Genomic DNA, 14,048 nt, shown 5'->3' on the forward strand with positions numbered 1-14,048 from the left:
CAGCCATCGGCATTAGCTTTGAAAGTATAGTTTAAATCTTATGCTTAAATCTGCTAGTTTTCGTTTTCATAGCCAATTGAATGACTTTCTGGAATCTAAGCAGAAAAATACCTGGATTAAGTATCAATTCTATGTATCACCATCTGTAAAGAATGTTATTGAAGCATTGGGTGTTCCTCATCCAGAGGTAAGCGTTATTTTAGTAAATAATGAGCCTGTTGATTTTTCATATCTAATTAAGAAAGAGGATAGGGTAGATGTTTATCCAATTAATGATAAAAATACTTTTCCTAAGGCATATTCACTCAACAATCATAAAACACCTGACACGTTTATTCTGGATGTTCATTTAGGCAAATTGGCCAAAGCTCTACGCTTGCTTGGATTGGATACGCTCTATGAAAACGATTATGCCGATGAAGCCATTGTGAGTATTGCAGCTAAAGAACAACGTATCATCTTAACCCGTGATTTGCATTTATTACAACATAATGCCGTTAAGTGGGGTTATTGGATTAGATCTCAATATGTATCCGAACAGATTAAGGAGGTTGTCAGGTTTTTTAAGCTTGCCCCCAAGTTTGCCCCATTTGTAAGGTGTTTGGAGTGCAATGGAATAATTGTTAGGGTAGATAAAGAGTCCATCGATAATTGGTTGCAGGAAGAAACAAGGAAGTATTTCAATGAATTCTTCCAATGTAAGTCATGCAAACGTATTTATTGGAAAGGCTCGCACTATAATCGATTGCAGGAGTTTCTGCATCAAATTCTACAAAATGAACTGTGAAGGTTTTTACATTTCATCATCGTCTTTCTCTTTAGCCATCTCGGTAGGAATAATTCTCGCTTGATAAATGTACTCAAAGTGGCTTTTTAATTCTTCGATCAGTTCAGGTTGCATAAATTGATATTGATCAGGGATGAAAAGGCTAAGTACAATTGTTTGTGGAAATTGTTCAGGAAACATGCTTTGCAGTTTATGTGCTTGTTCTTTCTCCATAGTAATTACATAATCAGCCCATTCAAGGTCTTCTTTTTTGACAACCTTTTCAGCCGATTGATCTACTCCTGCAGATTTCACATTAAACCGTTTATCAGCTGCATAAATTGATGCGGCGGTAGGGCTTCGCATCTTGTTATATTCACAAACAAAAAGTATATTCATGATAGTAAGTGGCTTGTATTTAGTGGATTAAGTAAGAGTTAAATCGTTTGTTGGAACCCCTAATTTCTATACAAATTACACATTAACTAAAAAATTAAGGAGGGTGACAGTTGAAAATTCTTGTTATTGGTGGTACCGGTACGGTTGGATCTAAGGTAGTTGATGAACTACGCTCAAGGAATGTTGATGTTTCTGTGCTTACACGCAATACAGCTAAGATTGACAATCTGCCTCATGGAGTAAAAGGTATTCAAGGTGATTTACTTGACGTAGAAACAATCCGGTCGGCCTTTAAGGGAATGGATGGAGTTTTTATGCTTAATGGCGTAAGTCTAACTGAAACACACGAAGGAATTATGGCGGTAAATGGAGCACGAATGGCTGGCGTTAAAAGATTTGTTTATATGTCTGTCCATAATTTGGATTTAGCTCCTTACTTGCCTCATTTTGGTTCAAAAATTTCTATTGAAATTGCGATAAAAGCTTCAGGAATTCCTTACACAATCCTGAGGCCTAATCATTTTTATCAAAATGATTATATGTTTAAAGATGCATTGCTGCAATACAATGTATGGCCGCAACCAATTGGTAATATAGGCCTCTCGCGAGTTGATGTACGAGATATTGCAGAAGCTGCTGCAATTGCATTGACTACTGATGGTCATGACGGTAAAACATATAATTTGGTTGGTCCCGATGTTTTTACAGGAAATAGCGTAGCCGAAACATGGAGTAATGTATTGGGAAGACCAATAGTATATGTTGGAGACGACCTTATAACTTGGGAGCAACAAGCTCTAAACTACCTACCTGCATGGTTGGTTTTTGATTTAAGTCTAATGTTTGCCTATTTTCAAAAAAATGGGTTAAAGGCAACAACCAAGGACATTGAATTGCTTACTCAATTACTAGGTCATACTCCTCGAAGTTTCATCGATTTTGCAAAAGAAACTGCCAATGAATGGCAAAAAGCATAAAGAGTAAGGTTAAGAGTTTCTTATGCTAATATAGGTTTGGTTTTCTGAGGTTGTCTTCTTTTAAGCATCCATAAAGCGAAACCAGTAATGGAAAGAAATGGAATACTTAATCCTGCTAGGCAATAAAAAAATTTAATTGCTAAACCACCGTATTCACCAAAATGAAGTGGTTTAACTAATTCATTAAATTTTTCTCCAACACTTTTTTCAGTCATACGTTCAAATTTTCCTATTACCTTGCCTGTGTTCAAGTCAACTTTAATACGGTTTACAAATGGAAAATAAAGAGGAAAGTCGTCAGGTAAGCTTCCTCCAATTTGCATAGTCTGACTTCCTGCCTGGATTCGAATAAGGTTAGGAGTATAGTACTGATGCTCTGCCTTAATTTTGGTTATTGTGCTGTCTATGTTGCAATTAATGTGTAAAGGAATATGCGAATGGCTTTTTTTATCCTTCTTTTTAAAGCCTGTTGATACTACTGAAAAACTAATTATTATTCCTGTTAGGGCTAAAATAAAGTTTAAGAGTAAACTCCAGACACCTATAGTGCGGTGCAAGGAAGAGGATAGAGACCGTTTGTTTTTTCCGTTTACCTTAACATTGAACGATAAGACTTTCCAAATGGATTTTCGATAGATAATAAAACCAGTGATAATTGATAATAGAAACAATATACCGGTGACCAAAACAATTGTTTTACCGGTTAGACCTGCATGCAGGTTGTAATGAAGGTTTAACATCCATACTACTAATGTTGAGTTCGCGTCTATAGTTTTTAAAACAACGCCGGTTACAGGATGAGTGTAAACTGTAAGGCGAGTTTTTGATTTTCGTACGCTAAACTGCAAGCTTTCACTTTCATTAGGAGTAGCATTAACTAACCGAATTTCTGCATCCGGGTAGCGTGCGGCAATTGTTCTAATTGATTTACCAAGGCTTAGCTTTTCTTGCGTATAACTTACAACTGGAGGTTGCAGTTGAATTTTATTAATGTCTTCTCTGAAAACTAGAATAGATCCACTTAGGGCAATGATTAATAATAATAAGCCCGAAATAAGGCCCACCCATTTATGGATTTTATATGTTTTGCGAAGAAGAATATTTGACATTGAGTTTGTTTTAAATTCAAATCAAAGCCCCTTCTCCAAATGGGAAGGGGCTTTGATTTTTTTTAAAGGTTCAAAATTAATGAAACTGTAGCTTTGATACCATTACCTTTTTGATATAAGTAAGCATCATTTTCCCATTGTGAGTTAATGGTGTAATAATCATTATTCAAAAGGTTTTCAACTCCTAAACTGATTTTAGCTTTGGGATTAACAGTATAGAATGTGCTAAAGTTCAAAACATTGATGCTTGAAACCGGTCTTTCTGCATAACCATAGGCTCCCGTTGTTGCATTTGGCTGGAAACGTTCTCGGTCGGCAGTATATAACCACTGCATTTTCATGCTCCATTTATTAATAGGGCTGTATTCAATATAAGTGGTGAATTTTTGAGGCATAATACGGTTACCCGGTAAATATTTTTCAAATGTACCATCGTTGTTTTCATCCACTTTACCTTCAATATAATCGTATGAAATACCTGCTTGAAGTTTGTTGTTAAATTTATAATCAGCCACTACTTCAAAACCGTAAATTTCTTCAGGAGCACGAAGAACATAGTAAACCCCATTTAGTTCCTTAGTGTTGGCACCTAGTTTTGAAGTGCTAATATAACCAGCTGCCGAAAAGCTTAAATTGTTGTTCAAACGACTGTTAAAGCCCAGTTCATAATTATTAATAAGAATGGCTTCAGGTTGTAAATTTTGTAAATAATTTGATTGGGCAGTTCTTAAAATACGTCCTAATTCGTTAATTGTGAAACCTTGTGAATAGCTGAAATAAGGGTTGAATTCCTGAAATCTGGTATAGCGTAATCCGGCATTGAATACCCATGCATTGTAATTTAACTTACCACCATTTACCGCAACTCCCCCAGTTTCTTTACCTGTTGTTTGGTTAATCGTTATCAATGTGGTGTAATCAGGAACATCAACGCCGATGTTTTCGAAACGCAAACCGCCTTTCAATACAAAATCCTTGAGTACAGTGGTTTTTAGTTGCATGTAAGGCGCAAGATTTTTCATGTTCATTTCTGGTGCCCATACACGACCATCGATTAAGTATTGAGAAGTTACATCATTTAAAAAGTCAACTCCATAGGTAATACTGCCATCGGCAAAACCTCCGATTGAGTAAGGAGTATTAAGGTTGAATCGGGCTCCTTTTTTATTCGATTTAATTGTGGATTGACCACCGTTCTTAAAGGTAGGTGACCAGAAATAAATGGTATAAAAATCTTGCAAATACAAGTTTACATCAAGGCTTGTATTAGCATACAATTCCTTAGCGCCGTAATGAATTTGAGCATTGTGATTATGAGGAGTTCCTTCAGGTACACCAGGCGCAATGCCTTCTTGCGCTGTGGCCGGACTAGAACCGGGTACCCCTGGTAAAACCACATAGTTTGTCTTTTGGCGGTTGCTGTAGAAGTTGTACATGACATCAACGCTGTGTTTATTATTAAACTCATAAGCTAATTTTCCAAAGGTATTATAAGCTTGATTTTCACCTAAACCGTAGCGAGGAGGCAAAATGCTGCCATTGGCGTCACGATTAACACCAGTTTTTTCGTACATACCGCTTGCCACGTAACTGAATTTATTCAGCTTGCCATATACTTGTTGCGAAATGCGGCCTCCCATACTTTCACGTAAATTAACCAATGATCCACCTGTGCTTAAGCTGGTAGTTGAGCCGAATTTTTTAGTCACATCAGGGTTTTTAGTGATATAGTTGATCAAACCTCCGTCTGCACCGTTACCATAAATCGCAGTAGCGCCTTTGACAACTTCAATGCGCTCCAATACACCCGGATCAATGGTTTTAACGTCCATGCCACCATTACGAAGTGGAGTTGATTGAGGAATTCCATCGATCATCACCAATAAACCACGACCTCTTAATGTTTGACCAAAGTTAGAAGTACGGTTTGACGCAACAGCCATGCCTGGTACTCTTGCCAAAAGTTCACCAAGGTTAGGACTCACAGCCATCTGCGACTCGATTTGTTTTTTATTTACAAGGCTGATGGTTGAAGGTACTTTATCTCTGGTCTCCGTTCCACGACTGGCAGATACCACGATTTCATCTAAGTATTTTTCCTTAACGATGGGCGCGTTAACTTTTAAACTATCTTTTAATGGTTGATTGGTTTTCTGAGCTAAAACACTAGTATAGGTTGTTAAAGCAAGAATTGAGAGTAAATATTTATTCATGGATTATTTAGACTAATTTTAAAGTGACGCAAAAGTATAATTTTATTTTTATTTAGAATTATTTTAAATAAAGAAATTCTTAAGGCTTTCACCTGCTGTTAATTAAAGTTGTAAAAGCCTGAATAATTAATTTGGATTGCTTATTTTTCGGAATCAATAATCCATTACCCTATGCATGATAATGAAATAGAAGTTAGCCGTAACGAAGATATTAACAAGCAACTCCTTTACGAACTCCAAAACAAGAAAAAGAAAATTCATTTAGGTGGGGGGAATAAAGCTGCAGAAAAGCAAAAAGAAAAGGGCAAAATGCTCGCACGCGAGCGCATAGCTTACTTAATTGATCCTCTAACAGATTTTACTGAATTCGGGACCTTTGCCGCCTATAATATGTATGAAGAAGCAGGCGGATGTCCGTCGGCAGGTGTGGTTACGGGGCTGGGTTATGTATCCGGCCGTTTATGTGTAATTGTCGCCAATGATGCTACCGTAAAAGCAGGTGCATGGTTCCCAATTACAGCCAAAAAAAATCTTCGAGCACAGGAGATAGCGATGGAAAATCATTTGCCGATTATCTACCTGGTTGACAGTGCAGGGGTGTATTTGCCTATGCAAGATGAAATTTTTCCGGACAAAGAGCATTTTGGTCGGATTTTCCGGAACAATGCAGTTATGTCATCTAAAGGAATTGTTCAAATTGCAGCCATTATGGGTTCTTGTGTGGCAGGAGGTGCTTACCTGCCCATCATGAGTGATGAAGCCTTAATTGTAAATGGAACAGGTTCTGTTTTTCTTGCTGGTTCTTATCTGGTAAAATCAGCAATTGGCGAGGATATCGATAATGAAACCTTGGGAGGAGCCACTACACATTCGGAAATTTCGGGAGTGACAGATTATAAATGTGAGAATGATCAGGATTGCTTAGATAAAATAAGATCATTGGTTGATAAAATTGGCCATAATCCCATGGCTGGTTTCAGCAGAATTGAAGCTAAAGAGCCAATTAATAATCCAAAAGAAATTTATCAAATCTTACCAGAGAGTCGTGACAAGCAGTTTGATATGCTCGATATCATTCATCGTTTGGTAGATAATTCCGAGTTTGACGAGTATAAAGAGCTTTACGGTAAGTCTATTTTATGTGGTTATGCCCGTATTGATGGCTGGGCTGTAGGTATAGTCGCCAATCAACGTAAAGTTGTAAAGTCAAAGAAAGGAGAAATGCAGTTTGGTGGGGTTATTTACTCCGATTCGGCTGATAAAGCTACCCGTTTTATTATGAACTGTAATCAAAAGAAAATACCACTGGTATTCTTGCAGGATGTGACAGGGTTTATGGTCGGGTCTCGCTCCGAACAAGCCGGAATTATTAAAGATGGAGCTAAAATGGTAAATGCTGTGGCCAACTCTGTAGTACCTAAATTTACCATCGTGGTGGGTAATTCATATGGAGCTGGTAATTATGCCATGTGCGGTAAAGCTTATGATCCTCGTTTTATTGCCGCATGGCCTAGTGCTAAAATTGCGGTGATGGGTGGTGCTCAAGCTGCCAAAACTTTGTTGCAAATTCAAGAGGCATCTTTAAGGGCAAAAGGAGAGGAGATTACCGAAGAGAAAGAACAAGAACTATTGAAAGTGATAACGGATAAATATAACAGTCAAACTACTCCCTATTATGCAGCCGCACGACTGTGGGTAGATGAAATAATCGATCCGTTAGACACCCGTAAGTGGATTTCAATGGGTATTGAAGCTGCAAATCATGCTCCAATTGAAAAGCCATTTAATGTTGGGGTTTTGCAGGTGTAATGTATTAATAAACATATCAATATAAACGAACTGAATTTTTCTATCGAAGAGCTTGACTGAATAAAAATTATTAACCCTAATGAAAAACCAATTTAAATACCTATTACTATCAACCATTTTATTTTTAGTTTCTGATTTAACTTTTTCACAAACACGCATATTTAATCCCTCTGAAGTCGATTCCATAGTTCAACCATTTGGTGGTTGGGAAAAGTTCAAATTATATCTCGATGTTAATATGATGTATCCTCATCGAGCCTTGGTTGAAAAAAAATCAGGTACTGTGACACTTCAAGTAGTTATTAATAAGAACGGAGAATCCGGTGAAGTTAAAATAGTCACTGGGATAGATCCCTTGTGTGACCAAGAAGCAAAAAGGTTGGTATCATTATTTAAAGCATGGAAACCTGCTGTGAAAAATGGTGAGACAGTATGTCAATCAGTTCCTGTTTCGGTAGAATTCACCTTGCCTCAGAATGAAGATTTTCACTTTAAGGATTATATTCTAACCTATCTGGATGATAAGTTGCAATTTACTAGAGACACAGTAAATGCAAGCTATCGTTGGGTTAAACCTGTTGATGGTTTAGGGACTTATAATGCTGATCAATATTTACTGAATCTTAAAAATAGAGAAGTGGATATTTTCACTTATAGGAAAACTCTTTTTAAGAGAATTAAAGGTACAACAATTAATGGGACTACTCAGTTGGTACTTGCAAGAGATGTCGATAGTGCATCTGAATATAAAATTTCTTTTAAGCCTGATAGTAAAAAGTGGGTGAATGCTTCTTGTGAAAGTTCAACTTTTACTATTGATGGAAAGCTTATTTCAACAGAATGGCCCAATGGCGGCCCTAGAATTGAGTATTATTCAAATGGGTTGGTCTCATCTGTTACAAATTATAACAAGGGCACTGCCACAACCTACTCTTGGTATGATAACGGGCAATTTGAATCTATTATTCAAAATAAACAAAGTTATCAGTCAAGAATATTGATTGAGTATTGGAAGAAAACTGGAAAGAAAACAATAGCTAATGGAGCCGGGCTTTTAGAAGAAGTGCTTAGTAACTCGCTGATTATTGGTTCATATGATTCAGGCAAAAAGCAAGGAGAGTTTAAAGAATATCAATTAGATAACAAAGAGTTGCTTTTTGTAGAAAATTTCAGCAAAGGAGAATTGATAGATGGGTTTAACGTGAAAAAAAATATAAAATATACTGCAGCTGTAACTTTTCCAGAATTCCAAGGCGGGATGAATAATATGTCAAAATTTCTTCTCAGCAACCTAACTTACCCAAATTGGGCTCGTACGAATAATATTCAAGGAAAGGTTTTGGTGACTTTTATTGTGAGTAAAGAGGGAAATATAGAAGAGGCAGAAGTAAAAAAAGGAATTGGTTTCGGATGCGATGAAGAAGCGATTCGTGTTGTGAAATTAATGAATGGAAAATGGAACCCGGGGATAATTAGAGGAGAACCTGCAAGAGTTCAGTTCTCTTTACCAATCAACTTTAGTTTGAGTAAAACAGCGAATAATTCACCTTTATTAAGCTTCCCTGAAAGCTCCCGTTTTTGATTGTTTTTTGGGTAAAAAAAATCATATTTAGTATTTTATGCTATGAATCGTCACCAAGAGTGACCCATATTTCAAAACCATGAAGGAGCTAACATTTCAAGAACTCTCAATCCATAACTGGTCTCATTTTGAAAACTTAATGGGACAAAAGGGAGGTTGCGCGGGATGTTGGTGTATGTGGTATCGATTATCATCCAAAGAATTTAATGAAAATAAGTATGAGGGGAACAAGTTAAAAATGCATTCATTGGTAAATGCCGGAAAATTTATTGGATTAATGGCATTTGTTGAAAACGTACCTGTTGCATGGATAGCCTTGGCTCCCCGTGAAGATTATTATAGAATTGAAAAATCTAAAAGTTTAGCAAGGCTCGATGATAAGCCTGTTTGGTCAATCACTTGTTTTTTTGTTAAGAAAGATTACAGAAGATTGGGGATTTCAAAAAAGCTTATTCATGGGGCAATTGTCTTTGCTAAATCAAAAGGAATAAAAACTTTGGAAGCTTATCCTTCTATTCCATATGCTGTTAAATCGGCAGATGCTTTTTTGTGGGGAGGTATTTTAACGGCCTTCCTCGCTAATAGTTTTCAGATAGCTAAGTATAATGGTAAAAGCAAAGCTATTGTTAGACTGGATGTATAATTTATTTCCTAAATTTATTAGCAAAATAAATATTTTTGCTTGATAGATTTTCACGAAAAATGATACAACCTCTTGCCGAGCGCCTTCGCCCTAAAACTTTAGATGATTATATCAGCCAATCTCATTTAGTTGGCAGTGAAGGTGTTTTGCGTAAAATGCTGGCCATGGATTCTTTTCCATCCATGATTTTCTGGGGCCCTCCGGGTACAGGAAAAACTACCTTAGCATTAATTATTGCTAATGTAGCTAAACGGCCATTTTATCAGCTCAGTGCTATAAATGCAGGTGTAAAGGATGTTCGGGAGGTGATAGACAGTGCTTCCTCGAGTAGGGGCATGTTTGCACAACGTCCAATATTGTTTATTGACGAGATTCATCGATTCAGTAAATCACAACAAGACTCCTTATTAGGTGCGGTAGAAAAAGGCTTGGTTACCTTAATAGGCGCAACTACAGAAAATCCTAGTTTTGAAGTGATTCCGGCTCTGTTGTCTCGTTGTCAGATTTATATTCTCAATCATTTTGCTAAGGCTGATCTGGATTTACTATTGCAAAAAGCCATAACCACAGATGAGATTCTGGCCAAGAGGAACATCGAAATCATGGAGTCAGATGCGTTGATCCGAATTTCGGGAGGTGATGCTAGAAAATTATTAAATACATTAGAATTGGTGGCTGCCGGCTCTACAGATAACCCCTTAGTGATTACCAACGAGCTGGTGGCAACAATGGCTCAAAAGAATGGCGCCTTTTATGATAAGTCGGGAGAACAGCATTACGATATTATTTCCGCCTTTATCAAATCCATTCGAGGTAGTGATCCCAATGGTGCTGTTTATTGGTTGGCCCGAATGATTGAAGGTGGTGAAGACCTTAAATTTATTGCCCGCAGGATGCTGATCTCAGCTTCTGAAGATATTGGTAATGCCAATCCAACTGCTTTGGTTATTGCTAATAACACATTTCAGGCAGTACAAACTATTGGTTATCCTGAAAGCCGGATCATTTTAAGTCAGTGCGCTGTGTACCTGGCAACATCACCCAAAAGCAATGCTTCATACTTAGCTATAGGTAAAGCCCAGCAACTGGTAAAGCAAACAGGAGATTTGCCGGTGCCATTACATTTGCGCAATGCACCAACCAAGTTGATGAAGGAACTTAACTATGGGAAGGACTACCTTTACTCACACGATTATGAAGGTAATTTTGTTGAACAGGAATTTTTGCCGGACGAGCTTAGCGGACAGAAAATTTATGATCCAGGAGATAATTCCAAAGAGGCACAATATCGTCAGTTTTTAAAAGCCAGGTGGAAGGATAAATACAGTTATTAATTCAACCGGCCTATGTAATTGTACAATTGATTAAGCATAAATTGGTCTGAATTAATCTTGGTCAAAAAAGAGAATCATTTTTTACAGTGTTAATAATGAGTTGAATATTTGTCTTAGCTTTGGTTACACCAATAAAAATGTAGCAACTGGCACGAAAATAGTTAAGCCCGTTACAAAAATCTACACTACCCAAACAAAAGTTAAGTTTCTTGCTATCAGTTTATAAATGGGTATCATTTAAGCACTGAAAGATAAATCCCTTTTTTATTGTTTGTAGGTATTATAAAGAATTTAGTTTATTTGCGAAAAATTTGACTTTCTATGGCCAAAAATTTGTTAATCGTTGAGTCACCGGCTAAAGCCAAAACCATTGAAGGATACTTGGGCAAGGATTTTCTTGTCAAGTCAAGCTTTGGTCATATACGTGATTTGGCTAAGGGTGATGATGCGATTGATGTGAACAACAACTTTGCACAAAAGTATGAGGTGCCCGATGATAAGCGTGCAGTTGTTTCTGAATTAAAAAAATTAGCCAAAGAAGCCGAGACGGTTTGGTTGGCATCCGATGAAGACCGTGAGGGAGAGGCCATTTCCTGGCACTTGCTGCAGGCATTAAATTTGGATGAATCCAAAACCAAACGTATTGTTTTTCATGAAATTACCAAGCCTGCAATTTTAAAGGCTATTGATAATCCTCGTGGTATTGATTACGGGTTGGTTTATGCTCAACAAGCCCGTCGTGTGCTAGACCGTCTGGTGGGTTTCGAACTTTCTCCTATTCTTTGGAAAAAGGTAAAGCCTTCCTTATCAGCTGGTCGTGTGCAGTCTGTGGCTGTTCGACTTATTGTTGAACGTGAACGTGAAATCAATCATTTTAAAGCTGAAGCTCAGTTTAAGATTACGGCTTTGTTTTCTACGGATGGTAAAAAAGGAAATTTAAAAGCCGAATTACCTCAACGTTTCAAAACGGCAGAAGAAGGTGAACAGTTTTTGAAAGACTGTTTAGGTGCTGATTTCAAAGTAAATGGTTTAGAAGTTAAGCCTGCGAAACGTACGCCTGCACCTCCATTTACCACTTCTACACTGCAACAAGAGGCATCCCGCAAATTAGGGTTCTCCGTTAGCAGAACCATGCAAATTGCCCAGCGTTTGTACGAGGCCGGAAAGATCACCTATATGCGTACTGATTCGGTAAATTTATCGGACACAGCGTTAAGTGCTGCAGAGAATGAGATTAAAACTGCTTATGGCAGCCAATATCATCATCATCGTAAATATAAAACTAAAACTACCGGCGCTCAGGAAGCTCACGAAGCTATACGTCCGACGTATTTTAATGATCATACTATTGATGGTGAACCGGCTGAACGTCGTTTATATGAATTAATCTGGAAGCGAGCAATTGCTTCACAAATGAGTGATGCCGCTTTTGAACGCACCAATGTTAAAATTGGAGTTTCTACTCGTCAGGAAGAATTTCAGGCGCAAGGAGAGGTGTTAAAGTTTGATGGTTTCCTTAAAGTTTACATGGAATCTCGTGACGAGGAAGATGCAAACGATGACGAAAATACATCAATATTGCCTCCATTGTCTGTAAACCAACCGCTTGAGCTTTTGGAAATGATAGCCGCAGAGCGTTTTTCTCGCCCTTCAGCACGTTATACAGAGGCAAGTTTGGTGAAAAAGCTGGAAGAGCTTGGTATCGGTCGTCCTTCAACCTATGCGCCTACCATTTCTACTATACAGAAGCGCGGTTACGTAATTAAGGAGGATCGTGATGGAAAGCAGCGCAATTATCAACTGCTTACCCTCAAAGACGGGAAAATTGAAAAGAAAATCGAGTCAGAAACTTATGGTAATGAGAAGGCCAAATTGTTCCCTAGTGATATAGGCGCTTTGGTAAACGATTTCTTGGTTCAATATTTTGATAAAGTTGTTGATTATAACTTTACAGCTACGGTTGAGAAGGAGTTTGACGAGATTGCTCACGGTATGAAAGAATGGACAGAAATGATTCGTTCTTTCTATAATCCTTTTCATCAAGATGTAGAAAATACTATTAAAACAGCCGATCGTGTGCGTGCTGACCGTGATTTAGGATTAGACCCTGAAAGCGGAAAAAGGGTTTCGGTTCGTATCGGTCGTTATGGGCCGTTTGTCCAGATAGGTGAATCGGATGATGAGGAAAAGCCGAAATATGCAAGTCTGAAAGCCGGTCAAATGATTGAGACAATTACCCTTGATGAAGCGCTTGAGCTATTTAGGTTGCCTAAAAAGGTAGGCGTGTTTGAAGACAAGGAAATGACTGTGGCAATCGGTCGTTTTGGACCGTATATTCGTCATAATAATGCTTTTTATTCGTTAACAAAAGAGGATGATCCATTCACGATAGATGAAGCAAGGGCTATTGAATTGATTTTGGCTAAGCGTGAAAAGGACGCTAATAAGTTGATTAAAGCGTTTGATGAAGACGAAAATGTAAAAGTGTTAAATGGACGTTGGGGGCCTTACATTGCTTTCGGTAAACAAAACGTGAAAATTCCGAAAGGAACCGATCCTGCATCCTTAACATTCGAACAATGTAAAGAGCTTGCGGACAAAGATGCTTCAGCTGATAAATCAAAAACTAGAAAAGCTCCTGCAAAAACTACTGCGGCCAAAGCTACAACAGTAAAAAAAGCTCCGGCAAAGAAAACGACAACAAAAAAGTCGAGTAAGTAATTATACTATCAGAAAAGTCCATGGTCCATTGTCTGTGGTCCATGGACTTTTTTATAAAGCCAATAAACAATGAAAAAAGACCTTCCTGAAAATATTGTAGAAGACGTAGCAATTGTGGTTGCTTTGGAAAATGAGTCAGCTGAAGGACGCAGTTGGAATGTGTACCTGCTTAACCTTAAGAACTCTCCGATAGAAACCGTTTTGGTTAATTCAAAAGGTTATGGTAAACATGATGGAAAGGATGTTAAAACAACACTTTTACGTCACGTAATTGGAAACGTAGATAGTAAAGATTACGCCAAAATTGAAGCCATTGATGAGCAGGTTTTTGGTTTAACTAATGAGTATTGGTTGAGCTTTTATCACAATGGCATCATGTATGACAAAAAATATATTTTCTTGCCTGAAAGTATTATCGAAGATAACTTTGTTAAGCTCCCTTTGATTGATAAGATTGGAGTAATGATTAGATAAAGCTTTTATGGATAATTAGTT

The 14,048-nt window shown here is 37.6% G+C and carries 11 protein-coding genes; 8 read left to right on the forward strand and 3 right to left on the reverse strand.

Going from position 1 to position 14,048, the window contains the following annotated elements; translation table 11 throughout:
• Positions 1-40: 40 nt before the first annotated feature.
• A complete protein-coding gene (locus tag L2B55_RS08065) occupies positions 41-787 on the forward strand; it encodes a Mut7-C ubiquitin/RNAse domain-containing protein (protein ID WP_237850036.1) in 747 nt (248 codons plus the stop codon).
• 6 nt (positions 788-793) lie between these two features.
• Here the strand turns inward: L2B55_RS08065 and L2B55_RS08070 are convergent, their stop codons facing one another.
• Positions 794-1,165, reverse strand: coding sequence for a protein tyrosine phosphatase (locus L2B55_RS08070; protein WP_237850037.1), 372 nt, complete (start codon positions 1,163-1,165; stop codon positions 794-796).
• Between the two features lie 110 nt (positions 1,166-1,275).
• Here L2B55_RS08070 and L2B55_RS08075 point away from each other — a divergent pair, with 110 nt between their 5' ends.
• Positions 1,276-2,142, forward strand: a complete 867-nt coding sequence (locus tag L2B55_RS08075) for an SDR family oxidoreductase (protein WP_237850038.1) — start codon at positions 1,276-1,278, stop codon at positions 2,140-2,142.
• A 20-nt stretch (positions 2,143-2,162) separates the two neighbouring features.
• On the opposite strand, the gene L2B55_RS08080 is transcribed toward L2B55_RS08075, so the two are convergent.
• Both L2B55_RS08080 and L2B55_RS18855 read right to left on the reverse strand, forming a co-directional pair.
• A complete protein-coding gene (locus tag L2B55_RS08080; protein ID WP_237850039.1) occupies positions 2,163-3,251 on the reverse strand; it encodes a PepSY-associated TM helix domain-containing protein in 1,089 nt (362 codons plus the stop codon).
• 62 nt (positions 3,252-3,313) lie between these two features.
• Positions 3,314-5,464, reverse strand: coding sequence for a TonB-dependent receptor (locus L2B55_RS18855; RefSeq protein ID WP_255696570.1), 2,151 nt, complete (start codon positions 5,462-5,464; stop codon positions 3,314-3,316).
• A 171-nt stretch (positions 5,465-5,635) separates the two neighbouring features.
• Here L2B55_RS18855 and L2B55_RS08095 point away from each other — a divergent pair, with 171 nt between their 5' ends.
• From L2B55_RS08095 to L2B55_RS08120, 6 genes are all read left to right on the forward strand, one after another.
• Positions 5,636-7,273 carry an acyl-CoA carboxylase subunit beta gene (locus L2B55_RS08095; RefSeq protein ID WP_237850040.1) on the forward strand — a complete coding sequence of 546 codons (1,638 nt, stop codon included), beginning with the start codon at positions 5,636-5,638 and terminating at the stop codon, positions 7,271-7,273.
• 79 nt (positions 7,274-7,352) lie between these two features.
• Positions 7,353-8,855 carry a TonB family protein gene (locus L2B55_RS08100; protein WP_237850041.1) on the forward strand — a complete coding sequence of 501 codons (1,503 nt, stop codon included), beginning with the start codon at positions 7,353-7,355 and terminating at the stop codon, positions 8,853-8,855.
• A gap of 79 nt (positions 8,856-8,934) precedes the next feature.
• Complete coding sequence (locus tag L2B55_RS08105) at positions 8,935-9,498, forward strand: GNAT family N-acetyltransferase (RefSeq protein WP_237850042.1); 564 nt, start codon at positions 8,935-8,937, stop codon at positions 9,496-9,498.
• A 59-nt stretch (positions 9,499-9,557) separates the two neighbouring features.
• Positions 9,558-10,832 carry a replication-associated recombination protein A gene (locus tag L2B55_RS08110; RefSeq protein ID WP_237850043.1) on the forward strand — a complete coding sequence of 425 codons (1,275 nt, stop codon included), beginning with the start codon at positions 9,558-9,560 and terminating at the stop codon, positions 10,830-10,832.
• A 321-nt stretch (positions 10,833-11,153) separates the two neighbouring features.
• A complete protein-coding gene (topA, locus tag L2B55_RS08115) occupies positions 11,154-13,553 on the forward strand; it encodes a type I DNA topoisomerase (protein ID WP_237850044.1) in 2,400 nt (799 codons plus the stop codon).
• A gap of 69 nt (positions 13,554-13,622) precedes the next feature.
• Positions 13,623-14,027 (forward strand): hypothetical protein, encoded by a 405-nt coding sequence (locus L2B55_RS08120; protein ID WP_237850045.1) that lies wholly within the window; start codon positions 13,623-13,625, stop codon positions 14,025-14,027.
• Positions 14,028-14,048: the final 21 nt, after the last annotated feature.

This window comes from Solitalea lacus (assembly GCF_022014595.1).
GTDB lineage: Bacteria > Bacteroidota > Bacteroidia > Sphingobacteriales > Sphingobacteriaceae > Solitalea > Solitalea lacus.